Here is a 24,456-nt window from a genome sequence, read left to right as displayed (position 1 = left end):
CGGCCCGTCCCCGAGGGCGGGGACGGGCCGAATCGACCGTTGACGGCCTAGGTGTAGAGCGAAATCGGCTGCACCGTTCCGTTGAGGAAGTACGCGCCGACCTCGGTCTTCTTGTAGTCGAGCGGGTCGTGAAGCGAGTGGGTCCGGATGTTGCGCCAGTACAGGTCCAACCCCACCGATCGTTTCGTGGAGCTGGCGCCCGTCACCTCGAACACGCGGCTGGTGACATCGAGCGCCACCTCCGTGGAGACGACCTTGAGCCCGGCGACCTCGACCTCGAGCCGTGCCCGGTCCGCCTCGGTCACCGCGTCGCCCAGTCCGACGACCTCGTCGTAGCGGCGGTTCAGCTTGTCGGCGAGCGCCTTGACGGCCTGGGTTCGGGCCACGAGTTCGCCGTAGGTGCGGTGCACCAGCGGGTCCTCGGCGTAGGTCTGCACCCCGGAGAGGAACCAGGAGTTGCGCCGGGCCAGCGTCAGTTCCCGGGCTTGTTCCAGCGCGCCCTCGGCGGCGGCCAGGTAGATGTTTCCGAAGAGCAGCTGGACTCCCGGGGTCACCACCGTGGAGAACGCGGTGCCGTCGTCGAAGCCCACTACGTCCGCTTCCTCCACCCGCACCGCGTCGAAACGCACCGAGCCGCTGGCCGAGGCCCGCTGTCCCAGGTGGTCCCAGTCGCCCGGGAACCCGATGCCTTCGCGTCCGCGTTCCACGGCGAAGATGACGACGCGGCCGTCATGCCGGCCACCGCTGGCCTGGGCCGCGGAGATGATGACGTCGGTGGCGGAGGCCCCGGTGGCAAAGCGCTTGAGTCCGGTCAGCCGGTATCCGGTGCCGTCGGCGAGCAGTTCAAGGTCCGGGTCGACGGGGTTCAACGCGTCGCTCCAGAGCTGGTTCTGCTCGGCGGTCCTCCGGAACCATGCCGACTGGTCGCGGCCCGCACCGTAGAACGCAAGGCAGGAGGAATTCAGGTAGTGGTACCCGAGGATCTGCGCCACCGAGGCATCTGCCCGCGCCAGGATCCGGATGACGCGGAACGCGGTTTCCCAGTGCGCCCCGGCACCTCCGTAAACGGCGGGGACCACGAGCCCGGCCAATCCGTGTTCGCGCAGCAGCTCGAGCGCCTCCAGCGGATCCGTGCCTCGGTGGTCACGCTCCAGCGCGCCCTTGGCCAGCTCGTCGGCAACGGTTTGTGCCACCACGCTCCAGTGGTCAAGTTCCCGGTTGTCGGCATGGCCGGACCAGAGGTTCGCTGATGAAAGGGGCGCCGCGGACAGGGTCTCGGCTGAAAGAACGGTGCTCATGGGTTCTCCTGAAACGAATTGTGGTTGAAGGGCGGACGCAGCGGGGTGCTAGTCAAGGACGACGGCGCGCCGGCGGGTGGCGACGACGGGGCCGGCAAGCAGGGCCGCGGCCAGCAGCACCAGCACACCGACTGAGAACGGCCCGTAGCCGCTTTCCCCCACCAGCGCCGGCAGGTTCACCAGGATGATGGCGAGGAAGGCCAGGAGTCCGACCAGACCGAGGGCCGGTGCGATCCGTCGCGGCCACAGGGCACCGCCGCGTTCCTTGCGCCCGAAGAACACCAGCACGGCAACGGAGGTCAGCGCCAGCAACAGGACGATGCCGACCGAGGAAATCCCGCCGAGCCACGTGTAGAACTGCCCGATCGGATCCAGGCCCAGCACCGCGGCTGCAACGATCAGCACGGCGACGGTTCCCGAGGCGACCAGCGAGGCAACCGAGGGCGCGCCGTGGACCCGGTGCGCGCTGCCCAGCGGTGCCGGCAGCACGCCGCGGGCACCCAGCTGGAACAGGTAGCGGGAGGCGATGTTGTGGAAGGAGAGGATGCAGGCGAACAGGCTGGTGACAAACAGCAGCTGGACGATGTGCCCGCCGGCGGCACCCAGGTAGGCCTGCGTGGTGGTCTGCAGGATGGTGCCCGGGTTCTCGGTGGCGTTGGCGACGATGCCGCTCTCGCCGTTGGCGCTGATCAGCACCCAGCTGGAGACGGTGTAGAAGACGCCGATGGAGATCAGCGAGATGTACGTGGCCTTCGGAATGGTGCGGTCCGGGTCCTTGGCCTCGTCGCGGAACACTGCTGTGGCCTCGAAGCCCACGAAGCTCAGGATGGCAAAGAGGATGCCCATGCCCGGTGCGCCGGAGACGATTTCGGAAGGCGTCACGATTCCCGTGGCGAAGCCCTCGGGTCCGCCGCCGGAGAAGATGACCACCGCGTCGAGCACCAGGACGATCGCCACCTCCGCAATGAGCAGCACGGCCAGCAGCTTTCCGGAGAGCGCGATGTTCCTGTAGCCCAGCGCAGTCACGGCGACAAAGCCGACCGCGGCCCAGGCCCACCACGGCAGGTCCGGCCCGCCGTAGGACTTCACCAGTTCGGCCAGCCCGGGGCCGAAGAGCCCGAAGACACCTGCCTCGAGTGCCAGGTAGGCCAGCAGCGCGACGAAGGCAGCGCCCAGGCCGAACCCGCGGCCCAGCCCCTTGCTGACGTAGGAGTAGAACGCCCCGGCGGTCGGCACAAAGCGCGTCATCTGGGTGAACCCCACGGAGAAGAGCAACAGCACCACCGTGGCGATGACGAAGGAGAACGGGAAGCCCGCCCCGTTGCCGAACGCGATGCCCAGCGGGACGGGGCCGCCGATGACGCCCAGGGGCGAGGCCGCGGCCACGACGATGAAGACGATGGAGGCGACGCCGAGGTTGCCGCGCAACCGGGGACGGGCTGTTGCCGTCTCCGGCGTCGCGCTTGGCACTGGTGCAAGAGTCTGTTGCTGGGACATGTGGGTTGCTCCGAACGGAAGTTCACTTAACGGGAATTGGATCCACATTAAGTTCGCGCCGCGGCGGCCGGCGAGCGCATGTCAGGGCGTTGCCCACCGCGTCGTTTCATGACGCGGGCCACCCGCCCAAAGGGCCCCTCCACCTCCCCGGATGCAACATTGCGTCATCCCGCACGCCCCGACGGAAACACGACGACACAAAGTTGCCCACCGCGTTCTGCCGACCGTGCAGTCCGCGATCCGGGCAGCAAGATGGAAAATTCCGAGATGCGCTGGTTTCTCTGCGCACGGCCTCGCACAGCATGCGAGAAGCGTTCACCTGGAACCCACGAACACGCACTTAAGTCTCAATCGGAGACTATAGTGTTCATACGGACACTTAAGTTATCGATTAAGCACTATAGTCTCCACGCTGACGGCAGCACCCCAGAGGTACTCCCCGAATCGACCTCTCGAAGGAGGACAGCCGTGTTGCTGCAACATCCGCTGGCTGCGGTAGCCCCCACCCTCGGCACATCTGTGCTTTCCGTCTTGGCCGGCGCCGACACCAGCTTCACTGTCACGCGGATCCACAACGTTCTTGAGCAAAAGGCATCGCCAACAGGTATCCGCAAGGCGTTGGCACCTTTGGTCGCCCAAGGACTGGTTTCCGAAGTGGTGCTGGGCAAGACCCATGCGTATTCGTTGAATCGACGGCACCTCCTGGCCGAGCCCCTGCTCGCCATGACAAACGCCAAGGAACGACTGCTGGTAAAGATCGAAACCTTGGTTGAGTCATGGCCAATCCAACCGGTCACAGTCACCCTCTTCGGCTCTGCTGCCCGGGGGGACATGCACGTTGACAGCGACATCGACATCTTCGTCGTTTTCCCCGACGATGCAAACCAAGACGTCGTCGATGAAGTGATCTACGGCCTGGCGGAGCAGGTAAACGGCTGGACGGGAAACGATGTCCGCCCGCTTGTCTACCGCACAGCCGAAGTCACGCCGGCCCCCATTTTCGATTCCATCGTTTCGGAGGGAATCACCGTCGCGGGTGATTCCAACTGGCTGCGCCGGACCCTCCGCCGGCAAAGGGCCGCATCATGAAAACGGTGCCGGCCGACGAATCGGTTCGTCGCGGACGCCTGGCAAAGGCACTCCAGTTCAAGGCGGTGGCTGACGATGCACTGGCCCTCGCCGATGAGGGACACGGCGTTGCGGACGCAGTGGTCACGTTGTTGGTCCACGCCGGCATTGCCGCTTCCGACGCGATCTGTGCCCAAGCGCTTCATGAACATGCCAAGGGCGAAAACCATTTGGAGGCGGCCATGCTGTTGCACAGCGTCGACCCGGCTGCCGCAAAGCACTTGAAACGTCTGCTCGGCATGAAAACACGGGCGGGGTATGGGCACGACCCGGTGACCAATACCCAGCTGCAGCAGGCTGAACGATCCGCCGCCGCCCTCATAAATCTTGCGTTCAACCAGCGCTAGTTTGGCCCGCCGCCGGCGACGGGCCAAACACGTCCTGGGACCCACACCCATGGATCCAGCGCCTCAGGCCTTGGCGATTGCTTCCTTCAGCGCAGAGAGCAGCAGCGCGACGGAGGCCGGGTTGGCGTTCGGGCCCATCATTCCGATCCGCCAGACCGTGCTAGCGTATTTGCCCACCCCGCCGCCGATCTCGATGTTGAACCGCTCCAACAGGTAGGCGCGGACCCTTGCAGAGTCGATGCCCTCCGGAACGTACACGGTGGTCAGCTGGGGCAGCCGGTGGCCCTCGGCGGCGAAGAGCGTCAGGCCCATCTCCTCGAGCCCGTCCTGCAACGTCTGGCCGGCTGCCTGGTGGCGGGCCGTGACGTTGTCCAACCCCTCCGCAAGGATCCTGTCGATACCCGCCTCGAGGGAGGCGACCATCGCAACGGGCGCCGTGTGGTGGTACGTGCGGCCGCCGCCCCGCGCGCCGGTGGTGTAGCCGCCGAGCAGGCCGAGGTCCAGGTACCAGGACTGCGGCTTCTGCACGCGCCGCTCGAACGCACGGTCGGAAATGGTGAAGGGCGACAGGCCCGGGGCCACGCCGATGCACTTCTGCGTTCCGGCGTAGGCCACGTCGACGCCCCATTCGTCGGCGAGCACGGGCATTCCGCCGATGGAGGTCACCGCATCCATGATCAGCAGCGCGTCGCCCTTGATGGCTCCGAGCGCCGCGATGTCGGAGATGACGCCCGTGCTGGTCTCGGCGTGCACGGCTGCGATCACCGTCGGGTTCGGGTGCGCATCGGCAACGCGCTGGGCATCCACGGGGGTGCCATATTCGTGGTCCACGCGGACCACCTCGGCGCCGGCGCGCGAGGCAACCTCGCACATGCGCTCGCCAAAGAGTCCGTTGACAGCGATGACCGCGACATCGCCCGCCTTCACGGTGTTCACGAACGACGCCTCCATGCCGGCCGAACCGGTGCCGCTCAGCGGCAGGGTGCGCGCGTTGGCGGTTCCCCACAGGGTGCGCAGCCCCGCGCAGGTGTGGTCCATGCGGGCGATGAAGGCGGGGTCCAGGTGGCCGAGCAGCGGCAGCCCGAGCGCGGCCGTGGCCTCGGGGTAGGGGTTGCAGGGGCCGGGGCCGAAGAGGTGGCGGACGGGAACAATCTGGGTCATCGCAAAACCCTTTCTGTCTGTTCTGACTGGATCTCGGAACTCGTCATCACCCACACTACGCCGGGGGCGGGTCGGCACCGAGGGAAATCTTTTTACCCCTGTGCCGGACCGCGATCCGCCTGCCAGCCGGCGCGATCCCGCGGCCTGTACACCGCGATGATCACGCCCGTGGTGGTGGTGATGGCTTCTACGAGATCCAGCTCCGCGCGCGGCAGCCCGTCGGCGAAGAACCTGCGGCCCGTTCCGAGCACCAGCGGGTGGATCAGCAGCGTGTACTCGTCCACCAGCCTCGCGGCCATGAGCGAGCGCAGCAGGTTGCCGCTGCCCATGCACAGCAGGTCGGGTCCCGGTTGCCCGCGCAGCGCGGCGACGGCATCGACCGCGTCCCCGGGCAGCAGCTTGGAGTTGGCCCACGCCAGTGGCTCGTGGAGCGTGCGCGATGCCACGTGTTTGGTGAGCGTGTTCAGCAGGTCGGTAAACGGGTTGTCCTCCTGCGTCGGCCAGAAGGAGGCAAAATCTTCCCAGGTGCGGCGGCCCAGCACCAGTTCGTGGGCGGTGCCCATTCCGCGGCCCAGATACTCCCCCAGCACCGAGTCCGTGTAGGCCTGGGCCCAGCCGCCGTGGTCGAACCTGTTGCGGGTGTCCTCGTCCGGGCGTCCTGGCCCCTGCATGACCCCGTCCAGGGTCAGGTTGTTCAGCACCGTCAGTTTCCGCAACACCGGCAGTTTCCGCATGGCCAACAGCCTTTCAACGAGGTGGCGCGCTGGCCCGTCGCGGCCGCGCAGGATCGGGTGTGGCCAGGGTTTACCGGTTCCCGGGTTCGCCACCTGCCGGCTCCGGGACCGGTTCCGGAATCCCCGTGCCGTCCTGGACGGGTTCGGTACCGCCGTCCTTGGCCTGGCGCACCCGTTCGTCGGCCGGAACTTCTCCGTGCGGCGGCCGGTCGTAGTACTTCTTGTAGCGTTCGTCTTCATGGTGGTGGTTGCCCATGACGCCCTCCAAAGTCGATCCCGGGCAAGGTACTCCCGGACATCTCAACCGTTGCACCGGACGGGTTGTTTGGCAACAGGTTGGCCGACCTCCCCGCGCGACAGATTCTCCCGGGGGAATCCATGGGTGTCTCGCCGGGGATATCGCGCCTCGCTGAGGCAACGGCTCCCCCGCCCGACTACACGATGCGGCCCAAATAGCGCGGTAGTCCGGCTCGAAACAACTGAGCCGGACTACCGTGATGCGCCCCTCGAGACGCCAAGAAATCACCCGTTGATCCGGATACCCGTGGGGGGAACCGGATCAGCGGCATTCCCTGGGGATTCAGCCGATCTGCAGCTCGCCCATTTCGCCCCAGGCATCGCCATCCACCTTGCGGGAAACGATTTTCGGGGTGGCCACCAGGGCCGGGCGCATGGCGTCCAAGCCGGCCTTGAAGTGGTCGCTGTTGACGTGGGTTCCGGCAGCTTCGTCATCAAGGAAGGCCTCGACGAGGATGAACTCGGCCGGGTCCTCCACGCTGCGGGACCAGTCAAACCACAGGTTTCCCGGCTCCTGGCGGGTGCCGGCTGTGAATGGACCCACAAGGTCCATGAACTGTTCGGTGTAATCGGGCTTGGTCTGGAATTTTACGACGATGAAGTACATGCTCCCATGCTAGGCAACCGGCGGTGCCGGCAAAAAGGTCTTCTATCGGATAATGAGAATCGACACTGGAAGCGTAGTTCATGGCCGTCGATCTCAGGCTGCTGCTTTCCTGTCGAGCGACATGCTCAATATCGGCGACGGCCGTGACGAACCAGCCGAACTTGCTGCACCCAAGATGTCTCCCGCGTGCATAATCTAGATTGGCGAAACTATTTGAGAGTGGTGCATCGTGACGCTGCAAATGGAAAGCAATCTTTCAGATGACCCTGGCGAGAGGTCGTCGCCCTTGGAAAAAACGTTTGCCGTGCTCGAGTTCGTTGCAGAACGCGGCGGAGCCACGGCCAAGGAGATATCCGATGCCCTGGGTTACCCCATGCCCAGCGTCTACCGCCTCGCAAAGGCCCTCGTCCAGACCGGCTACTTGGTTCATCTCAAAGACCAGAGCCGCTTTGAATTGGGTTACAAACCGCACCAGCTTGCCGTATCCCTTCACCGCCAGATCGGCATCCCCACACAGGTGAAGTCCGTCATCGCGGACCTTCACCAGAGGCTGTCCATGGCAGCTTATTTCGCCGTGTACCGGGGAGCAGACGTCGTGGTCGCCTATGTAGTGGATTCGCCGAAACATCCTCGTTTGACCCCTCTGAACTTTGGATTCCACGAGGCGGCTCACGCCACGGCCTTCGGCAAGATCATGCTCGCGGGGATGAACGAACCCCAGCGCAACCAGTATCTTGCTGTTCACAAGCCCCATCCACTGCAAAAAAACACGATCACAGACCAAGCGGAACTATCCACACACTTGGAATCGGTCATGATCGACGGCGTTGCTTGGGAACACGAAGAGTTTGTGGCGGGTAAGATCTGCGCAGCTGTTGGCGTGCACCACGGGGCGGGCATGGTCGTCGGGGCCGTCGCCGTCAGCGCCGACACCGCATTCATGGTCGGGCGCGAGCGCGAGGTCGAAATTGCGCTTCGCGATTCGGCCAATCAGGTGAGCAAGTATTTCCGCACAGGGTTGGCCCGCTGACCGTTTGAGACTCGGACGCAAGCAGGCACACAATGCATTCTCCGGCGCCTTCTGCTCGACGCCGCTTTGAGTACGAGTCCCTCTGCATCGAGCAGTCATTGCGCAAACAGCGCGGCAGGACTGCGCATGATCCGCACGGACGGAGAGCGGCCACGTCGATGGCGCGGAGCGGGGCCGGAACCATTGGTTCCGGCCCCGCTCCGTGGGATATCGCGTTGTGAAGGTTCGTGGAGACTACTTTTGCGCCAGCAGGCGCTCCACGCGGGGCTTGACCTCGGTGGCCAGCAGCGTGATGGACTCGAGCAGGTGTTCCTGCGGCAGGCCGCCGATGTCCATCTGCAGGAAGTGGCGCATGTGTCCCAGGTAGCCGTGCAGGTGGACGATGCGTTCGGCGACCTCGTCCGGCGATCCGACGTAGTAGGCCCCCGGTGCCTCGGCCTGCGCGTCGTAGGCACGCTTGTCAGGTGCCGGCCAGCCGCGCAGGCGACCCATTTCGACGTTCAGGTTGTGCCAGCCCGGGTAGAAGCGCTCGAGCGCTTCCTTCTTGGTCGGCGCGATGAGGCCCAGTGCGGCAACCGAGACTTTCAGCGCTTCGGGAGCGTGGCCGGCTGCGGCTCCGGCGCGGCGGTACAGGTCGGCCAGCGGGGCAAAGCGGTGCGGTGCCCCGCCGATGATTGCATAGGAAACCGGCATGGCCAGCTGCCCGGCGCGGGCCGAGGATGCGGCGTTGCCGCCGGTGGCCAGCCAGATCGGCAGCTTGCCGGAGACCGGGCGCGGGACCACGGCCAGGTCCTGGATGCTCGGCCGCTTCGTCCCGGACCAGGTCACTTCCTCGGTCTGCGCATCGTTGATGGTCATCAGCAGATCGAGCTTTTCCGCGTAGAGCTCGTCGTATTCGGCCAGGTCGTAGCCGAAGAGCGGGAAGGTCTCGACGGAGGAACCGCGGCCCGCGGTGATTTCCACGCGCCCGCCGCCGGAGATGGCGTCGGCCGTGGCGAACTGCTGGTAGATCCGCACCGGGTCGTCGGTGCTGATGATGCTGGCCGCGCTACCCAGCTTGATCTGCGTGGTTGCAGCCGCCGCGGCCGCGATCATGGCACCCGGCGAGGACGCGGGCATGGTGGTGGTGTGGTGTTCGCCGATGCCGAAGTAGTCGAGCCCGGCCTTGTCGGCATGGACAATCGCCGCGAACAGGTTCTGGATGGCTTCGGTGGTGGACCGCAGCGATCCGTCCGCGTTGCGCTGGGTGTCGCCGAAGCTGTATGCGCCGATTTCCATGGTGTGGTTCTCTTCCGATCCGGGGTTTGCGTGACTTCTGGTGATGAAGTGCATGACTGGTTTTGCTTTTAGAGTGCTGCGAGACTGCGCTGCAGCAGGCCGGCAAGTTCGGCAGCGTTGAAGCGGCCATTGAAGATCTCGGTGCCAGGTTCAAAGCGCGCACCGGCCGCAAGCTCGCCGGCATCGACAGCGTCAAAGCCGAGCGCGTCGATGAACTCGGCGACGCGTTCCTTGGCCGCGGCATCGTCCGAGGCGATGACCAGGGCGCGGCGGTCGGCGGTCCCGGCCGGCGCGGAGTCGGGTTCCATCTCGTGGTAGCCGATGTGGTTGAAGGACTTCACGACGCGGGAGGCGGACAGGTGGGCCGCGACGACCTCGGACGAGGTGCGCTCGTCGGCCTCGAAGTCGGCGATGTCGCCGTCGGTGACCGACCAGTAGTTCATCGCGTCGATGACGACCTTGCCGGCCAGCATCTCCGCGCCGATGCCCTTGTACTTGTGCAGCGGGACGGCAACGACCACCAGGTCGGAGTCGGTGGCTTCGGCGGCATCCACCGCTTCGGCGCCGGGCGTCACGATCTCGATGATCAATGCGTTGTCGGCTGCCGGCTTGGAGGTTGCGATCTTCACCCGGTAGCCGGCGGCAACCGCCAGCCGGGCGATGGCCGTACCCACGCGGCCGGCACCCAGAATGCCGATTGTCCCGCGTGTTGCCACATGCTCTTGTGCACCGATGTCCATCGTTCCTTCTCTCCAGAAATATATGCTGTACTACAGACTATATTCCAAACAGAACATCTGCGCAACACCATGCTTTCGGCTATGATGGATGCCATGGCCACCTCAACGCACACCCCGCTCTCCATGGACAAGCCGCTTCCCGGGTTCATCCCCGGCGATCTCGCCTGGCACCTGGGCATGATCCTGCGCGGCCACCAAACACTCTTTGCGCAGGCGGTCGAGGAGATGCCCTGCTCGGTGCGCGGCTACCAAATGCTCTCGACGGTGGTCCACCACGACCCGGCAAACCAGCAGGCCCTCGGCGCCCACCTGGGCATCGACCGCACGGTGCTGACCTACCTGATCGACGACCTTGTCACCGCGGAGCTCGTCGAGCGCATCCCGGCACCCACCGACCGCCGCGCACGGAAGATCGTCGCCACGGACAAGGGCCTGGCGCTGCTGGAAAAGCTGGAAAAGCGCGTGGCCGACGCCGAGCAGACGCTGCTCACCGGCCTTGACGCCGGCGAGACCGCGCAGCTGGCCGGACTGTTGGGCAAGCTCTCGATGTCGGTGCACCGCGCCCAGCCGGGTGCCAACCCGTGCGAGGCCATGGACCACCTGGGCTAGCGGAAATTCGGCGACGCCATACGCGAACGCCGAAGCACGGCCATGACGCATGCCCGTCCACATCGCCTCCGGGCCCGCGCGCCCCATAGAATCGACGCATGACTGATGGCGATATTACTTTCCACACCCGCAAATGGGTCCGCCCCGAAGACCTCAACGCCAACGGCACGCTCTTCGGCGGTTCCCTGCTGCGCTGGATCGACGAGGAAGCGGCGATCTACGCGATCGTCCAGCTCGGCAACGGCTTTGCCGTCACCAAGTACATGTCGGAAATCAACTTCGTCTCCTCCGCGCAACAGGGCGACCTGATCGAGATGGGGCTGACGGCAACCGCCTTCGGCCGCACCTCGCTGACCATGCGCGCAGAGGTGCGCAACATGATCACCCGCCAGTCCATCCTGACGATCGAAAAGATCGTCTTCGTGAACATGGGCGAGGACGGCAAGCCCACCCCGCACGGCTTCACGGAAATCACCTATGACCGCGACCGCATCCCCGGCGAGCACCTGAAGATCAAGCACCCGGAAGACTAGGCGCCCGTGGCGGCGGCCGGCACCACACCTGACGCTGCATGGTTTTTGTCCCCGCTTTCCCGGCGTACGGCTACGATAAAAACCAATAATCACTGATCTGTGCGTGGGGGACGCAACCATGATTCGAGCCTTGAAGACCATTTTCGCTATCGTTGCAGGCACCATCGAAAAGGAAGCCAGGGCGGACGTGTATTCCATCAAGCTCGGCGACTGCCTCAACGACCCGGGCGAAGGTGACATCATCGATGTCAAGGTGGTGCCCTGCACAGAACCACACCAGCTTGAGGTGTTCCACGAATTCACCCTCACCGAAGACAAGTACCCCGAATCCGACGAGGCCATGGAAAAACTGGTCCTGTCCACGTGCGATCCGGTCTACGAGACATTTGTGGGGCGCCCCTACGAAGACTCCGAACTCGACTACACCACGCTGGGGCCCAGCAAGCTCAGCTGGGCCGAAGGCGACAGGACCGTGCACTGCCTGATTGGCAAAGCCGACCTGTCCAAGGTCACCGGCTCGCTCAAGGGCAGCAACGCCTAACGGTTTTCCTTCGCCAGCCACTTGGACTCCCACAGCCGGGAGTCAGCCGCGAACACAGCAAGCGGGGCCGGGGTTCTTGCAGGTGCTCACGTAGCAGCACCAACAAGAAACCCGGCCCCGCCGTTGGTTTCCGACTACTTGGAGACCTTGCCCATCAGTCCCGCGATGGGCCGCAGGAACACCGGGCGGGCCAGGAACCACGCGACCACCATGACGGCGACCGAGAGCGCAAAGATGCCGAAGCCCAGCCAGCCGGCGTCGTCGCGCGCCGCGAACATGTGGTTCAGGTTCCGCAAAACCCCGGTGCACAGCACCAGCGCCACGTGCATGATCACGAACGCGGTGAAAAAGAGCATCACCGGGAAGTGGATCTTCCGAGCCGTCTCCATCGGGTAGATCTTGTCCAGGGCCGCATTTCCCTTGGGCCAGGCCGGGCTCATCCTGACGCCGGTGATGGCCGCCAACGGGGCCGCGACGAAAACAATGCTGAAGTAGGCAAGGACCTGCAGTGCGTTGTAGTTGACCCACCCGTTTTCGGTCGGCCAGTTCAACGAGGCGTACTGCAGCGCGGTGCTCATGGCGTTGGGGAAGATGTCCCAGCTGGTGGGAACAATGCGCATCCAGCCTCCGGTGGCAAAGAGCAGCACCATGAACACCAACCCGTTGAGCAGCCACAGGACATCCAAGCTCAGGTGGAACCAGAGTTCCAGGCTGATCTTGGTCGGCTTGTTCTTGGTCTTGAACAGGCCGGTGTTCTTCCGGGTCCAGTAGGCCTTGGGCCGGGCGGTGGTCCGGACCAGCCACCCGGAGCGGATGATCAGCACCAGGAAGAAGGCGTTGAGGAAATGTTGCCAGCCAAGCCAGGCAGGCAACCCCACGGGGGCGCCGGCCGGAAGTTCACTGTGGCCGGGGTAGGCCGCAAGGAACCCTTGCACCGGTTCCAGCCCGCGCGCCCACTTGGCCAGGAGCACCACCACGGCCAGCGAGACCACGGCAAGAACCACCCATTTGGCCAGCCCGACCCACTTGGCCGGGTCTTGTCTGGAGTCGGGCTTTGGTTTGGTCAGCAACGACATCTCGGATTTCCCCTCTTCGCCTAGACGCCCGCGCCGACGCCGCTGCGCTCGGCGATGGCGGCCTTGAGCTGCGGCAGGATGGTGAAGAGGTCGCCCACGATGCCGAAGTCGGCAACATCGAAGATCGGCGCGTCTGCGTCCTGGTTGATGGCGACAATGCGCTTTGCGGTCTGCATGCCCGCGCGGTGCTGGATCGCTCCGGAAATGCCCACGGCAATGTAGAGGTCCGGCGACACGCTGACACCGGTCTGGCCGACCTGGTGGCTCTGCGGCACGTACCCGGCGTCGACGGCCGCGCGGGAAGCACCGAGGCCCGCGCCGAGCGAGTCCGCGAGTTCCTCCACGAGCGCGAAGTTCTCCCTGGATCCGAGCCCGCGGCCGCCGGAAACGACGATTCGTGCCGCACGCAGTTCCGGGCGGTCCGAGTTCGAGGCGGCCGTGTGGGTTGCCTCGATGACGGCCTCGCCGGTGGTGGCAACCTCGAGTTGGACGACGTTTGCCTCGGGCGCCGCAACCGGGGCGGGCGCCTCGGCACCGCTTGAGGCAACGGTGACCAGCGCAATGCCGGCGCCGACGCTGGATTCGGTGTTGTAGTTCCCTCCAAACACCGAATGCGTGGCGATGATCTTTCCGCCGTCGAGCCTCAGCTCGTGCGCCTCGAGGATCACGGGGTTTGATGTGCGCGCGGCGAGCCGGCCCAGCGTTTCGCGTGCATCGGCACCGTTGGAGGCCAGCACGGCGACGGGGGCGTAGACGGAGATGGCCTCGGCAAGGGCCGAGATTGAACCCGCCGCAATGTGGCTGGCGGCAGTCGCCGTTTCGCCGATGAAGATCCGGCTCGCACCCAGTGCGCCGAGTTCCGCAACGAGTTCGACGCTGTTGCCCGGGGCCGCGGCCACCACCGCCACGGGCTCACCCAGCGTGGAGGCAAGCTGCAGCAGGTGCGCGGCGTTGGAACGCAGTTTTCCGCTGGCTGCCAGTTCGATGTTGACAAGAATATTGCTCATGAGGTGTATTCCCTTCAGATCAGGTTTTCGGTGCTGAGGTAGTCGGCGAGCCGCGCCGCGGCATTGCCGTCGTCCACGATCTTGGTGCCGGCACCGCGTGCCGGGCGCTTGTTGGCACCGAGCACCAGGTTTCCTACCGAGTGGTTGATGCCGCCCAGGCCGAGGTCGGCGGCCTTGTAGACGGCCACCGGCTTGCGCTTGGCGGTCATGATGCCCTTGAACTTGGGGAAGCGGGCCTCTCCGGTGCGTTCGGTGATGGACAGCACCGCGGGAAGGGCCGCTGCCAATTCCTGGGTGCACTCCGCGTTCTGGCGTTCGCCGCGCACCGAGGAACCGGTGAACTCGACGGTGTTCAACGGACCCAGGAACGGCAGGCCCAGCAGCTCGGCAAGCATCGCCGGCACCACGCCGCCGCGGCCATCGGTGGATTCGTTGCCGGCGATGATGACGTCGACGTTGGCGTCCCGCAGCCCGGCGCCCAGCGCCTTGGCCGTTGTCAGCGCGTCGGAACCGGCCAGGGAATCGTCGACGATGTGGATTGCCGAGTCCGCACCCATGGAGAGCGCCTTGCGCAGGGCCTCGGTGGCGGTGGCCGGGCCCATGGTGACGGCCACGATTTCGACGCCCTTGGCGGCGTCCTTTTCCTTCAACGCGACCTCGAGCGCGCGTTCGGTGATTTCGTCGGCGACCCGTTCGCTTGCTGAACGGTCCACGGATCCGCTCGGTGCAAGGTGGCGGTCTTCCTCCGTGTCGGGCACCTGTTTGATCAGCACTGCAATCTTCATGGGTTCTTCCTTCCTTGATCGGGGGGCTGTTAGGCCGTTGCTGCTGCAAAGTCTTGGGTGGCGTCTTGCCGCGGCATCCCGCGGAGGGTGAAGGTTCCGCGGTCGAGGACGACCGTCTCCCCCACGCGCATCTGGAAGACCGCACCGTATTCCGTCCTCCAGATGCTGGTTTCCAGTTCATCTCCCGGGACCACGGGTGCGGCGAAACGGACGTTGAGGGACCCGAAGGCGTCGGGGTCGGCGTTGGCCACGTTCTCCAGCACCGTGCGGGCGGCGAATCCCATGGTGCACAGTCCGTGCAGGATCGGCCGCTCGAAGCCGACCATCTTCGCCAGTGCCGGATCCGAATGCAGGGGGTTCCGGTCCCCGTTGAGCCGGTAGAGCAACGCCTGGTCGCGCGTGGTGCGCTGGACAACGACAAGGTCCGGGGCGGCCTCCGGGGCGGCCCAGGTGTCGCCGGGGCCCGTGTCTCCACCGAAACCGCCTTCGCCGCGGATGACCATCGAGGTGATGCTGCTGGCCACGGGTTCGCGGGTGTCGGCATCGAGCAGGTCGGTGGTCAGTTCGATGATGGCGTTGCGCCCCTTGTCATGCACGGCGCTCATGTAGCTGACGGGGATGACGGTGCCGGCGGCTGGCAGCGACCGGTGCAGCGTGATGGTCTGCCCGCCGTGCAGGATCTGTGAAAGCTTGAAGTCCCCAAGCTCCTCCATCGATCCACTGGCCCCGCCCAGGGTGACGGCGAAGGTCGGCAGTACCCGCTGCTCGATGCCACGGGAATTCTCGGTGGTGAAGGAGAGGTTCTCGGCCGGTTCGGAGGCTCCCGCCCCGACGCTGAGCGCATAGAGCAGCGCGTCCTTGGAATCCCAGGAATACGGGCTTCCCTCGCTCTTTTTCCCGATGTTGTGCACGTGAATTGCCATTCCCGATCCCCTTCGTATGGGCTGCGCCCTCGCGTTCCGACAGCAAGCCGGCCAAGTGGCGCGGATCACTCTTTAATTGAAGACTATAACGAGATTCTAGTTCTTGTCTATGGATATGCAGGGACTTCCGAAAACCAGCGCACGGTCGCTTCGAAGGCAGTCCGCCGGACGCTCCATTCGAACAACGACAAGAGGCTTTCCACGCAACGGGGATGTCCCCTGATTGCGCGGAAAGCCTCTGGCACGAGGACGGAGCCCCGCCACGGGTCCCGAACGGCTCAGGCAGGCGTCAGTCGCCGACCGTCACCGGCAACTTCGCCGGCCGCGCACGCCGAGCGTCGCGCTCTTCCACGGTTTCCGGCACCCACGGCACTGGATTGCGCTTGAGCATCAGCGCCACAACCACGGACAGCACCCCGAAGACCAGAAGGAAGACAAAGGCGGATGTCACCCCGGACTGGGCCACCATGGTCGTCGCCGGATCCTGGTGGCTGGCCAGGATGTAGGCACCGATCGCGGTTGCCGTAGACTGCCCCACGTTGCGGACCATGGTGTTGGTGCCGGCCGTCTCTGAGGTGTGGCTCTCCGGCACGGCTTCGATTAACAAGTTGGGCAGCGCGCCGTAGGTCAGCGAGATGCCGATGCCGTTCAGGCTCATGGCGATGACGAACATGACCACGTTGCCGAAGGTGAGCAGGATGATCGGGATGACCAGGGTCATCAGAACCAAGCCGGCGATGAACACCGAACGTGCGCCGTAACGGTGGGCCAGTCGACCGCCCAGCGGGGCGAAGAAGTAGCCGAGCAGCGCCGTCACGCAGCTGAAGATGCCGGCGGCGGTGGCGGTGAAGCCAAGCCCGAAGCCCACGCTGGCGGGATACTGCAGCACCATCTGCGAGGGCACTGCCATGCCGCCGATCGGGCCGACGGCGGCCAGGATCGTCGCCGTCATGACCAGGGCGATCTGCCTGTTCTTGAACATCCGCAGGTTCACGATCGGGGACTCGACGCGCAGTTCCCACCACACCCAGACCAAGGCGACAAGGACGCCGATGCCCATCAACCCGATGAACTGGATCGAGTCGAAGCCGACCTTGGAGCTTCTGGAGAGGCCCAGCAGGATGGCGCTCACGGCAATCGGCAGCAGCAGCGACCCCAGGTAGTCGGGCTTCTCGTTCGTTGCGGTGACGTTGTCACGCGGAATGAAGAAGAAGACCGCGAGGGCGGCGAGGCCCGCGAGCACCGCGGCAAAGGCGAAGATCCCGTGCCAGGAATAGACGTCGATCATGAAGCCCGCGATGAAGGCGCCCCCCGCACCGGCGATCAGCGCGGAGGCCCCGATCATCGAGACGCCCACCGGAACGCGTTCCTCGTCAAGGTGCTCACGGGCCAGGCCGAAGGCCAGGCCCATGACCGCCCCGGCGACCCCCTGGATGGCGCGGCCCAGGATGATCATGCCCAGCGTGCCGCCGAGCAGCGACACCAGCGAGCCGAGGCCGGCGATGACCAGGACGACGACCATGACCTTGCGTCGGCCGTACATGTCGCCGAAGCGTCCGCCCATGACTCCGGCGGACGCCGAGACAAGCAGGTATGCCGTCACCACCCAGGCAACGGTGTTGGCGTCCACCTGGAAATCCTTGATCAGGGTCGGCAGGGTCACGTACATCATGGATAGCTCAAATGCCGAGACGATTTCGGCCAGGATCAGGACCGACACAATGACGCCGAATCCCGGGCGCTTGCGCGCCCCCATCGTTGAGGCCTTGCGGCCTGCTGGTGCGGACATCGAAGTCCCGCCTTTCGTGTGCTGTGAAAAGAATGCAATGACGCCGTGGGCGGGAGTGCCTGCCGGCGGTGGGACTGACAATCTTTGTTGCGGGAAAGGTCCTAGCCGTTTCCGTAGGCGACTGACTTGGTCCAGAAGAATTCCTCCAGCCCTTCCAGCCCGCCCTCGTTTCCGTTTCCGGAGTGCCCGATGCCGCCAAACGGCCGTTCGGCGACGGCATTGGGTGCGCCGTTGACGACGACCTCGCCGGTTTCCAGGGCCTCGACGAGCCTGATGGAACGCCGCGCATCGGAGGTCCAGATGTAGCCGGAAAGCCCGTACTCGGTGCCGTTCGCCAGGGCAACGGCCTCGTCCTCGTCGGAGAAGCGCATCACGGCCAGCACCGGCCCGAAGACTTCCTTCTGCGCGATCTCGCTGGCCGGATCCACGTCCGCCAGCACAGTGGGCGGGTAGTAGAAACCATCCGCCAGGTCCCCGTCGAGCCGGGCCCCTCCCGTGACAAGCCGGGCTCCCTGTTCCCGGGCCCGCGCCACCATGGCCTCGATCCGCTCGATGGCCTCCTGGTTGATGACCGGTCCGCAGATCGTGTCAGCTTCCAGCGGGTTGCCCACCTTGAAGGAAGCGGCGATGGCGCCGACCTTCGCGACAAACTCGTCGTGGACCGAGTCCTGCACCAGCAGCCTGGTGGGCAACGCGCAGGCCTGCCCGCTCATGATCCCGAACGCCATGAAGGTTGCGTGCATGGCCGCTGCATCGAGGTCGGCGTCGGCAAAGACAAGGTTCGCCGACTTGCCGCCCAATTCCAGCAGCACCGGCTTGAAGGTCCGGGCACAGCTGGCGGCGATCTTCCGTGCCGTGTCCGGTCCCCCGGTGAAGGAAACCTTCTTCACCAACGGGTGCTCAACGAGTGCGGCGCCGGCGGACGCCCCGCCGGTGACGACGTTGAACACGCCGTCGGGGATGCCCGCCTCGCGGACCAGGTCGGCAAAGAGCATCGCGGTGAACGGGGTCAGCTCGCTGGGCTTGACCAGCACGGTGTTCCCGGCCGCCAACGCCGCCGGAACCTTCATGGCCAACGACATCAACGGGGCGTTCCAGGTGATGATCGCGCCGATCACGCCGTAGGGCTGGCGCAGGGTGTGCCCGAAGGAACCGCCCGCCCCCACCGCCGAGGTGATGCGCCCCAGCGGGAGCTTGTCCGCCCAGCCGCCGTAGTAGCGGATCCATTCCACCGCCGCCGCCACGGTGGCGTGCGCCGTGCCCTGGGCGATGCCGTTGTCGGCGGTGGCGAGGGCCGCGAATCTTGCGGTGTTGTCCTCGACGAGCTGTGCCAGCTTCAGCAGGGCCTTGGCGCGGGTTCCGGCGGGGGTTGTGCGCCACACGGCGAACGCCGCGTGCGCCGCGCGCACCGCCTCGTCGATTTCCTCCGGCCCGGCCAGCGGAACCAGCGCATCGACCCGGCCGGTGGCGGGGTTCACGTGTTCGTGGGTGGCGGTGCCTGTGGCACGGGATTCGGCTCCGATGCGCAGGGTCACCTGCGGCAGTCCCGGTGCGGGACGCAGGGTTTCGGCGGTGGTGGACATCCTAGTGCTCCGGCTCGTAGCGCAGCATGGTGATGTCCGCTTCGGGGTAGTCGCAGAAGACCGGGGAGACCCGCATGCCCACGCGGATGTCCGCGGGGTCGATGTTGACGAGTTCGGTGGAGAACTTCGGCCCCTCGTCCCACTGCACGACCGCGAGCACCAGGGTGCCCTCGTTGGCGAAGTGCGGGGACGGCGGGCGCGTGGCCACGGTGTAGGTGTAGAGCGTTCCGGCGCCGGAGATCTCGCGCCATTCCAGGTCGTCGGCCAGGGTGCGCGGGGCCAGCGGGCGCGGGTAGAAGATGTACTCGCCCAGGGAGGGCGAGTACTGGATGCGGACCTTGTGTTCGGCAAGGGCGTCCCAGAAGGGCTTGGTCAGCGGGGTGGGGACCGGCAGCGGACGGGTCAGGACCGGTGGGGTGTATGCGGTGCTCATGGCGGGGTTTCTCCTATTCGCCTTCGAAGATCAGTGCTGTTTGTTCGCTCATGATGCCGCCGTTGCCGGTCACGAAGGCCCGGTTGCAGTCGGCGACCTGTGCCTCGCCGGCGCGGCCCATGATCTGCCGGGCCCCGTCGATCACGTGGTGCATGCCGCCGGCGATGCCTGCCTGGCCGAAGGACAGCTGCCCGCCGGCGGTGTTCATCGGGAAGTCCCCGCGGTAGGTCAGGTCGTGTTCGTTGACGAACTGCATGCCCTTGCCCTTTTCGGCGAAGCCGGCGTCTTCGAGGCTCATCAGCACCGTGATCGAATAGCAGTCGTAGATCGAGACCATGTCGACGTCGTCGCGGCCGATCCCCGCCATGTTGAAGGCCTGGTCCGCCGCGTGGATCATCGGCGAGGACATCAGGTCCTTGGCGTAGGTGGGGGTCTTGTAGGGGACGCGTTCGCCGAACCCCTTGATCCAGACCGGGCGGTTCTTGGACTTGGCGGCCATCTCCTTGTTGCCGATGACAACCGCTGCACCGCCCTGGCAGGGCATGACGATCTCCAGCTTGTGCAAGGGATCGGCAATCATGGGAGAAGCGAGCACGTCCTCGATGCTGATCGGCTGACCGTGGAATACCGCATCGGGGGTGGCGCAGGCGTTGGTGCGCTGGTCCACGGCGATCTTGGCCATGGCGCGTTCGTCGTAGCCGAACTCGTGGCCGTAGCGCTTGGCGATCTGCCCGTAGGGGCCGTTCTGGCCGAGGTTCCCGTAAGGGATCTCGAATTCGGCCTGCGGGGAACCGTAGGCGTTCGAGGAGGCCCCGAAGTACATCTTGTCGCTCATCTCGAACGGGCGGCGGTCGTGGACGGGAAGGTCGTGGGTGCCGGGGAACGTCACCAGGACCGCGTCGCACAGGCCGAGTTCCACCGCCGCGGCCGCACGCCAGACCGCCGCTGCGGATCCGGCGCCGCCCAGGTCGACGATTTCGGCGAAGTTCGCGTCGATGCCCAGGTACTCGGTGACCGTGGAGGGGACGAACATGTCCGCCTCGCCGATCAGCGGGGTGACGATGCCGTTCACGTCGGTGGCGTCGAGGCCGGCGTCGTCGAGCGCCGCCTTGGACAGGCGCGCCCACTGCTCAAGGTTGAAGGTCTTCTCGCGGGCCAGCTTGCGCTGTGGCGGCAATTCGAAATAGCCAAGGATTGCGGCTTCTCCTCGAAGTCCCATGGGTGTTCTCCTTATTCTTTGGTCGCGTTTCCGGCCTCGGCACCCGTTTTTGGGTGCACGAAACCAGGGCAATGTGGTTTTGCTGTTTTTCCTGCGTTTTGTGCGTTGGTGGTTTATGCGCCGGTGCTTTGTGCGTCGGCGGCCAGGGCATTGACCTTCAACGGCGAGATCCGCAGCCCGAGCTCCGGATGCGGGGTTCCGGATTCGAGCACCTCGCGGATGTCGGGCGGGTAGGCACCGGGTTCGCGGATGCTTCCCGGTTCCGCAACGCCGATGGCCCGGATGCCGGTTTCCTTGGTTCCGGCGGGAACCTCGTGCAGGACCAGGTCGGCGCCCTCGTTCCAGGCAAACCCCGCGCCTTTGCCGGCCACGGGGAATTCCCTGGCGCCGAGCACCTGCACCAGCACAGTGCGCGCACGTTCGAGGTTTTCGACCTGCCCGTAGACCACCTGAAGCTGTTTGGGTTCCCCGGCGACCTGTTCCCAGGGGCACGGCGTGGTCCACTGGTCGTCCTGGCCGGTGAGTTCCTCGATGCTTCGCGGGGCACGAACCATTTGGGCAAGGAACCCCAGGCCGGTGTCCCTCGGGTGCAGGAACGCTTCCTGCCACTGCGGGTGTTCGAGGTTCACCAGGATCGGCTCGATCCCCGCCTGCTGCGCACCCGCAATGGCCGCATGGATGTCCTCGACCTTGAAGGTGATGTGGTGGGGTGCCGCGTTGCCGTCGTGTTCGTCGAGGAAACGCCCGATGAAGGAATCCGCCGCGGTGCCCGGCTCAAGCAGCTCGATGCGCATGTCGTCGGCAAGCGCCAGCTGGCAGGGGCTGAAGACGGGCATCTCGAATCCGCTGGCCCAGCGGGCCCCGAGTTCGCGGTTCAACAGCTCCCCGGCGGGGGACCAGGAACGAACGGCGATGGCCAGGTGGTCAAGCTCGTGGGCGCTCATGAAGCCGCCCCCGCGACGGGTGCTAGGAGTTGTCCGAAGCGGCTTCCTGAAGCCGCAACCCGACCATGCGGACGAACCTGTCCGCGATGCGATGGGCCTCGTCCATGGTCTTGTCCCCGGCTGCCAAACGCGCCACGAGGTCCATCAACACGCACCACACCATGGCGGTGATGTCCCCGGCTTCCTCCGGCTCCAGCATCGAGAACTCCTGGCGCAGCGGAGCCTCCAGGACCTCGCCCAGCTGGTGCATCAGTAGCGAGACTTCCGGATCCGAGGTGGAGCGCAGCACCAGGATCGCCTTGTAGAAGTTGGGCCGCCGCTCGAACGCCGTCAACGCCATGCGCAGGAGCTGCCTCACCCGATCGGTTGCACTCAGTCCCTCGGCCCAGGACTGGTTCGAGTCCCCGAGGGGAACCGCCCAGTCGTGCACGACGTAGGCGTAGAGGTGTTCCTTGGATGAGAAGTAGCGGTAGAGGGTACCCAGCGCCACGTTCGCTTCCGCCGCAACGTCTCGGATCTGGATTGATTCGTAGTCGTTGACCTTCAGGAGCGACCTGGCGGCATCCAGGATGCGCTGCCTGCGCACCAGCTGGTACGCGGGAAGCTCGAGCGTTTCGCCAGAGAGCTGTCCGGCCATCGTTCGCCTCCTGCTTGTTGGTCTGGTGGAGTTCCAACGCTACCACCGGCGTCCGGACAAGGGCCGTTGCGTGGCCTTCATGACCGGGCCTTCCAGCGGACCAGCGCGTCAAGCGCCTCGATCTGGTTCCCGGCAACCCGCAACGGGTTGATTTCGAGTTCCTCGAGCTCGTCCCCGAGGCCGACCGCCACCTGGGAGATCTTGAAGATCACCCGGGCGAGCTCGTCGAGGTCGGTGGCTTCGGCCCCGCGGAACCCGGTGAGCAGGTCGATGCCCTTGAGCGACTCGAGCATCCGGCGGATCTCCGCCGGGCCCACCGGCAGCAGCCGCAGTGCCGAGTCCTTGAGGATCTCGACCATGACGCCGCCGAAGCCCACGGCAAGGACAAGCCCCCACTGCGGATCCCGTACCACGCCGACCAGCAGTTCGTTGCCGGCCGGGCGCATCGGGGACACCGCGACGCCCTGGATGCGGGCCTCCGGGGCCAAGGTGGCCACCGAGGTCCGGATGAAGTCGTATGCCTCGGACACCGCGTCGGCATCGCGAAGCATCAGGCGCACCCCGCCGACCTCGGTCTTGTGGGCGATGTCCTCCGAAGCGATCTTCAGCACCACCGGGTAGCCCATCTCCTCGGCGGCTGCCACGGCCTCTTCCGCCGAGGTGGCAATGGCCGCCGGCACGTAGGGCACGCCGTGGGAGCACAGGAACTCGCCGGTCTGGATTTCGGTCCAGCTCTCCGCGCCTTCCGGCTTGGAGATGGCCGGGGCGTCCTGGATCGTGGCGTCCGACGCGAGTTCGGCGGTGCGCTTGCCCCACCAGGCGCTGCGGGCCACGGCGGGAATGCCGCGGTCGAAGGAGTCCGAGGCGTGCGGGTAGCCGTGCTCGGCGGCGAATGCGCGGCCGAATTCGGTCACCTCGGTGGGCAGGAAGCTCATCGCGATGACGGGCTTGGGCGAGGAACTCAGCTGGCGCAGCAGCTCGTTCTGGGTGAACCGGCCCATGTCCACCATCGTCTGGTTGGCCGGCCACGAACCGTTGACGACGATGAAGTCGTAGTTCGGATCGTCGATGAAGCACTGGTTGGCCTTGGTCAGGATGGTGGGGTCCACCGAGATGTAGCCGGTGGTGTCCATCGGGTTGTTCACGGTGGAGAACGACGGCAGCCCGGCCGCGTGCAGGGAATCCACGGTGGCCGCGGACGGGGTCGGCAGCTCCAGGCCCACCGACTCGGCCTTGTCCGCCACCAGCGCGCACATGGCGCCGGAGCCGGTCACCACGCCCATGCGGTTGCCCGGCAGTGCGCCGTAGGATTCGATGATCCCGGCGGTTGCGACGAGGTCCTCGATGTTGTCGACGCGGATGATGCCGAACTGCCTGCAGGCGGCGTCGATCACCTTGTCGTCGCCCACCAGCGAACCGGTGTGCGCCGCGGCCACTCGGGCGGAGGCCTCGCCGCGGCCGGCCTTGAAGATGACGATCGGCTTGCCAACCTCGCGGGCCCGTGCGGCAACAGCAAGGAATTGCGCGGGATCGGAAATCTGCTCGAGGTAGGCGGCAATGACCTTGGTGTTTTCGTCCTCGACGAGTACGCCCATGACGTCGATGGCCGACACCATGGCCTCGTTGCCGACGGTCACGGCCATCGAGCAGCCCACGCCGCGCGATGCCATGTAGGGCAGCAGGTAGATGGCCAGTGCGCCGGACTGGCTGGCCACGCCGACGCCTCCGGTGATCATTGGCATCTGGGTCATGTGGCTGAAGGCCGCGACCTTTGCGTGGGAGTTGATGAAGCCCAGGTTGTTGGGGCCGAGGATCAGCTGGCCGGCCTCGCGGGCCCGCTGGACCAGCTTGGCCTGCAGGGCCTCGCCCTCGGCCCCAGCCTCTCCCAGGCCGGAGGCCAGCAGGACGAGGTTGCGGATGCCCTTGACGCGGGCCTCCTCCAGGATGGTTTCCAGCGAGTTGGTGCCGGTGAGCACGATGGCCAGGTCCGGGGCCTCGGGCAGGTCGGCGATCGAGGTGAAGGAGGCCTGTCCGTGGCATTCCTCGCCGCGCCGGTTCACCAGGTACAGCTCGCCCTCGAAGCCGCCGGCCACCAGGTTGCTGTGGGTGAAGTGCGACCAGGTCGAATTGGTGTTGGCTCCGATGATCGCCACGGTTCGCGGTTCAAGGAGCTCGCGCAGCCGGGCCGGCTCAAGGTTCTGCAAGGTAGTGGTCTCGCTCGTCAACGTTGTCATGCGAAAAGGGTTCCTTTCGGTGAAAC

Annotated in this window: 25 protein-coding genes; 6 read left to right on the top strand and 19 right to left on the bottom strand. The window is 65.7% G+C overall.

Features of this window, described 5'->3' with window-relative positions; genetic code table 11:
* Positions 1 to 47: 47 nt before the first annotated feature.
* Together ACIQLF_RS02770 and ACIQLF_RS02765 are read right to left on the bottom strand one after the other, a co-directional pair.
* Positions 48 to 1,298, bottom strand: a complete 1,251-nt coding sequence (locus tag ACIQLF_RS02770) for an acyl-CoA dehydrogenase family protein (RefSeq protein WP_400294075.1) — start codon at positions 1,296 to 1,298, stop codon at positions 48 to 50.
* Positions 1,299 to 1,346: 48 nt separating this feature from the next.
* Entirely contained in the window at positions 1,347 to 2,795 is a 1,449-nt protein-coding gene (locus ACIQLF_RS02765) for an APC family permease (RefSeq protein WP_400294073.1), read from the bottom strand.
* A 468-nt stretch (positions 2,796 to 3,263) separates the two neighbouring features.
* On the opposite strand from ACIQLF_RS02765, the gene ACIQLF_RS02760 reads away from it, so the two are divergent.
* Together ACIQLF_RS02760 and ACIQLF_RS02755 are read left to right on the top strand one after the other, a co-directional pair.
* Complete coding sequence (locus ACIQLF_RS02760) at positions 3,264 to 3,884, top strand: nucleotidyltransferase domain-containing protein (RefSeq protein ID WP_400294071.1); 621 nt, start codon at positions 3,264 to 3,266, stop codon at positions 3,882 to 3,884.
* Positions 3,881 to 4,270, top strand: a complete 390-nt coding sequence (locus ACIQLF_RS02755; RefSeq protein WP_400294069.1) for a hypothetical protein — start codon at positions 3,881 to 3,883, stop codon at positions 4,268 to 4,270. The genes ACIQLF_RS02760 and ACIQLF_RS02755 overlap by 4 nt, the downstream gene beginning before the upstream one ends.
* A 63-nt stretch (positions 4,271 to 4,333) precedes the next feature.
* On the opposite strand, the gene ACIQLF_RS02750 is transcribed toward ACIQLF_RS02755, so the two are convergent.
* From ACIQLF_RS02750 to ACIQLF_RS02735, 4 genes are all read right to left on the bottom strand, one after another.
* Positions 4,334 to 5,431: a pyridoxal-phosphate-dependent aminotransferase family protein gene (locus ACIQLF_RS02750; RefSeq protein WP_400294067.1), complete on the bottom strand. Its 1,098-nt coding sequence runs from the start codon at positions 5,429 to 5,431 to the stop codon at positions 4,334 to 4,336.
* Positions 5,432 to 5,523: 92 nt separating this feature from the next.
* Entirely contained in the window at positions 5,524 to 6,165 is a 642-nt protein-coding gene (locus tag ACIQLF_RS02745; RefSeq protein ID WP_400294065.1) for a dihydrofolate reductase family protein, read from the bottom strand.
* Between the two features lie 70 nt (positions 6,166 to 6,235).
* Complete coding sequence (locus ACIQLF_RS02740; protein ID WP_400294063.1) at positions 6,236 to 6,421, bottom strand: hypothetical protein; 186 nt, start codon at positions 6,419 to 6,421, stop codon at positions 6,236 to 6,238.
* A gap of 324 nt (positions 6,422 to 6,745) precedes the next feature.
* Entirely contained in the window at positions 6,746 to 7,069 is a 324-nt protein-coding gene (locus ACIQLF_RS02735) for a putative quinol monooxygenase (protein ID WP_400294061.1), read from the bottom strand.
* A 229-nt stretch (positions 7,070 to 7,298) separates the two neighbouring features.
* Between ACIQLF_RS02735 and ACIQLF_RS02730 the strand changes: the two genes are divergently transcribed.
* A complete protein-coding gene (locus tag ACIQLF_RS02730; RefSeq protein ID WP_400294059.1) occupies positions 7,299 to 8,099 on the top strand; it encodes an IclR family transcriptional regulator in 801 nt (266 codons plus the stop codon).
* A 234-nt stretch (positions 8,100 to 8,333) separates the two neighbouring features.
* Here ACIQLF_RS02730 and ACIQLF_RS02725 read toward each other — a convergent pair whose 3' ends face one another.
* Both ACIQLF_RS02725 and ACIQLF_RS02720 read right to left on the bottom strand, forming a co-directional pair.
* Positions 8,334 to 9,377: an LLM class flavin-dependent oxidoreductase gene (locus tag ACIQLF_RS02725; protein ID WP_400294058.1), complete on the bottom strand. Its 1,044-nt coding sequence runs from the start codon at positions 9,375 to 9,377 to the stop codon at positions 8,334 to 8,336.
* Between the two features lie 68 nt (positions 9,378 to 9,445).
* Positions 9,446 to 10,117: an NADPH-dependent F420 reductase gene (locus ACIQLF_RS02720; RefSeq protein ID WP_400294056.1), complete on the bottom strand. Its 672-nt coding sequence runs from the start codon at positions 10,115 to 10,117 to the stop codon at positions 9,446 to 9,448.
* 93 nt (positions 10,118 to 10,210) lie between these two features.
* Here ACIQLF_RS02720 and ACIQLF_RS02715 point away from each other — a divergent pair, with 93 nt between their 5' ends.
* The 3 genes from ACIQLF_RS02715 to ACIQLF_RS02705 all read left to right on the top strand — a co-directional run bounded on the left by ACIQLF_RS02715 (position 10,211) and on the right by ACIQLF_RS02705 (position 11,800).
* Positions 10,211 to 10,726: a MarR family winged helix-turn-helix transcriptional regulator gene (locus tag ACIQLF_RS02715; protein WP_400294055.1), complete on the top strand. Its 516-nt coding sequence runs from the start codon at positions 10,211 to 10,213 to the stop codon at positions 10,724 to 10,726.
* A gap of 98 nt (positions 10,727 to 10,824) precedes the next feature.
* Entirely contained in the window at positions 10,825 to 11,259 is a 435-nt protein-coding gene (locus tag ACIQLF_RS02710; RefSeq protein WP_400294054.1) for an acyl-CoA thioesterase, read from the top strand.
* A 130-nt stretch (positions 11,260 to 11,389) separates the two neighbouring features.
* Positions 11,390 to 11,800: a septum formation family protein gene (locus tag ACIQLF_RS02705; RefSeq protein WP_400294053.1), complete on the top strand. Its 411-nt coding sequence runs from the start codon at positions 11,390 to 11,392 to the stop codon at positions 11,798 to 11,800.
* 134 nt (positions 11,801 to 11,934) lie between these two features.
* Here the strand turns inward: ACIQLF_RS02705 and ACIQLF_RS02700 are convergent, their stop codons facing one another.
* The 11 genes from ACIQLF_RS02700 to ACIQLF_RS02650 form a co-directional block, all read right to left on the bottom strand.
* Complete coding sequence (locus ACIQLF_RS02700; RefSeq protein WP_400294052.1) at positions 11,935 to 12,876, bottom strand: cytochrome b/b6 domain-containing protein; 942 nt, start codon at positions 12,874 to 12,876, stop codon at positions 11,935 to 11,937.
* Positions 12,877 to 12,896: 20 nt separating this feature from the next.
* Entirely contained in the window at positions 12,897 to 13,883 is a 987-nt protein-coding gene (locus ACIQLF_RS02695) for an electron transfer flavoprotein subunit alpha/FixB family protein (RefSeq protein WP_400294051.1), read from the bottom strand.
* Between the two features lie 14 nt (positions 13,884 to 13,897).
* On the bottom strand, positions 13,898 to 14,668 hold the full coding sequence (locus ACIQLF_RS02690) for an electron transfer flavoprotein subunit beta/FixA family protein (RefSeq protein WP_400294050.1): 771 nt from the start codon (positions 14,666 to 14,668) through the stop codon (positions 13,898 to 13,900).
* A 29-nt stretch (positions 14,669 to 14,697) separates the two neighbouring features.
* Entirely contained in the window at positions 14,698 to 15,591 is an 894-nt protein-coding gene (locus ACIQLF_RS02685) for a MaoC/PaaZ C-terminal domain-containing protein (protein WP_400294049.1), read from the bottom strand.
* 289 nt (positions 15,592 to 15,880) lie between these two features.
* Positions 15,881 to 17,380: an MFS transporter gene (locus tag ACIQLF_RS02680; RefSeq protein WP_400294048.1), complete on the bottom strand. Its 1,500-nt coding sequence runs from the start codon at positions 17,378 to 17,380 to the stop codon at positions 15,881 to 15,883.
* 101 nt (positions 17,381 to 17,481) lie between these two features.
* Positions 17,482 to 18,963, bottom strand: coding sequence for an aldehyde dehydrogenase family protein (locus ACIQLF_RS02675; protein ID WP_400294047.1), 1,482 nt, complete (start codon positions 18,961 to 18,963; stop codon positions 17,482 to 17,484).
* Between the two features lies 1 nt (position 18,964).
* The gene (locus ACIQLF_RS02670; protein WP_400294046.1) at positions 18,965 to 19,396 is read right to left on the bottom strand and encodes a Zn-ribbon domain-containing OB-fold protein; all 432 of its coding nucleotides are present in this window, start codon (positions 19,394 to 19,396) and stop codon (positions 18,965 to 18,967) included.
* A 13-nt stretch (positions 19,397 to 19,409) separates the two neighbouring features.
* Complete coding sequence (locus ACIQLF_RS02665) at positions 19,410 to 20,615, bottom strand: thiolase family protein (protein WP_400294045.1); 1,206 nt, start codon at positions 20,613 to 20,615, stop codon at positions 19,410 to 19,412.
* A 113-nt stretch (positions 20,616 to 20,728) separates the two neighbouring features.
* Positions 20,729 to 21,559: a VOC family protein gene (locus tag ACIQLF_RS02660; RefSeq protein WP_400294044.1), complete on the bottom strand. Its 831-nt coding sequence runs from the start codon at positions 21,557 to 21,559 to the stop codon at positions 20,729 to 20,731.
* Between the two features lie 22 nt (positions 21,560 to 21,581).
* Positions 21,582 to 22,196 carry a TetR/AcrR family transcriptional regulator gene (locus ACIQLF_RS02655; protein WP_400294043.1) on the bottom strand — a complete coding sequence of 205 codons (615 nt, stop codon included), beginning with the start codon at positions 22,194 to 22,196 and terminating at the stop codon, positions 21,582 to 21,584.
* Between the two features lie 77 nt (positions 22,197 to 22,273).
* A complete protein-coding gene (locus tag ACIQLF_RS02650; protein ID WP_400294042.1) occupies positions 22,274 to 24,430 on the bottom strand; it encodes an acetate--CoA ligase family protein in 2,157 nt (718 codons plus the stop codon).
* Between the last annotated feature and the right edge of the window lie 26 nt (positions 24,431 to 24,456).

It is taken from the genome of Paeniglutamicibacter sp. NPDC091659 (genome assembly GCF_044756805.1).
GTDB lineage: Bacteria > Actinomycetota > Actinomycetes > Actinomycetales > Micrococcaceae > Paeniglutamicibacter.
The sequence above is the reverse complement of the archived record's forward strand: the minus strand, read 5'-3'. Positions and strand labels throughout refer to the sequence as shown.

Bases quoted from the DNA above. Each gene is read 5' to 3' on its own strand.
- ACIQLF_RS02735 (WP_400294061.1), bottom strand. From the start codon at position 7,069: ATGTACTTCATCGTCGTAAAATTCCAGACCAAGCCCGATTACACCGAA.
- ACIQLF_RS02710 (WP_400294054.1), top strand. From the start codon at position 10,825: ATGACTGATGGCGATATTACTTTCCACACCCGCAAATGGGTCCGCCCC.
- ACIQLF_RS02655 (WP_400294043.1), bottom strand. From the start codon at position 22,196: ATGGCCGGACAGCTCTCTGGCGAAACGCTCGAGCTTCCCGCGTACCAG.
- ACIQLF_RS02720 (WP_400294056.1), bottom strand. From the start codon at position 10,117: ATGGACATCGGTGCACAAGAGCATGTGGCAACACGCGGGACAATCGGC.
- ACIQLF_RS02680 (WP_400294048.1), bottom strand. From the start codon at position 17,380: ATGTCCGCACCAGCAGGCCGCAAGGCCTCAACGATGGGGGCGCGCAAG.
- ACIQLF_RS02745 (WP_400294065.1), bottom strand. From the start codon at position 6,165: ATGCGGAAACTGCCGGTGTTGCGGAAACTGACGGTGCTGAACAACCTG.
- ACIQLF_RS02690 (WP_400294050.1), bottom strand. From the start codon at position 14,668: ATGAAGATTGCAGTGCTGATCAAACAGGTGCCCGACACGGAGGAAGAC.
- ACIQLF_RS02685 (WP_400294049.1), bottom strand. From the start codon at position 15,591: ATGGCAATTCACGTGCACAACATCGGGAAAAAGAGCGAGGGAAGCCCG.
- ACIQLF_RS02670 (WP_400294046.1), bottom strand. From the start codon at position 19,396: ATGAGCACCGCATACACCCCACCGGTCCTGACCCGTCCGCTGCCGGTC.
- ACIQLF_RS02725 (WP_400294058.1), bottom strand. From the start codon at position 9,377: ATGGAAATCGGCGCATACAGCTTCGGCGACACCCAGCGCAACGCGGAC.
- ACIQLF_RS02700 (WP_400294052.1), bottom strand. From the start codon at position 12,876: ATGTCGTTGCTGACCAAACCAAAGCCCGACTCCAGACAAGACCCGGCC.
- ACIQLF_RS02750 (WP_400294067.1), bottom strand. From the start codon at position 5,431: ATGACCCAGATTGTTCCCGTCCGCCACCTCTTCGGCCCCGGCCCCTGC.
- ACIQLF_RS02665 (WP_400294045.1), bottom strand. From the start codon at position 20,615: ATGGGACTTCGAGGAGAAGCCGCAATCCTTGGCTATTTCGAATTGCCG.
- ACIQLF_RS02660 (WP_400294044.1), bottom strand. From the start codon at position 21,559: ATGAGCGCCCACGAGCTTGACCACCTGGCCATCGCCGTTCGTTCCTGG.
- ACIQLF_RS02755 (WP_400294069.1), top strand. From the start codon at position 3,881: ATGAAAACGGTGCCGGCCGACGAATCGGTTCGTCGCGGACGCCTGGCA.
- ACIQLF_RS02695 (WP_400294051.1), bottom strand. From the start codon at position 13,883: ATGAGCAATATTCTTGTCAACATCGAACTGGCAGCCAGCGGAAAACTG.
- ACIQLF_RS02675 (WP_400294047.1), bottom strand. From the start codon at position 18,963: ATGTCCACCACCGCCGAAACCCTGCGTCCCGCACCGGGACTGCCGCAG.
- ACIQLF_RS02715 (WP_400294055.1), top strand. From the start codon at position 10,211: ATGGCCACCTCAACGCACACCCCGCTCTCCATGGACAAGCCGCTTCCC.
- ACIQLF_RS02650 (WP_400294042.1), bottom strand. From the start codon at position 24,430: ATGACAACGTTGACGAGCGAGACCACTACCTTGCAGAACCTTGAGCCG.
- ACIQLF_RS02770 (WP_400294075.1), bottom strand. From the start codon at position 1,298: ATGAGCACCGTTCTTTCAGCCGAGACCCTGTCCGCGGCGCCCCTTTCA.
- ACIQLF_RS02765 (WP_400294073.1), bottom strand. From the start codon at position 2,795: ATGTCCCAGCAACAGACTCTTGCACCAGTGCCAAGCGCGACGCCGGAG.
- ACIQLF_RS02740 (WP_400294063.1), bottom strand. From the start codon at position 6,421: ATGGGCAACCACCACCATGAAGACGAACGCTACAAGAAGTACTACGAC.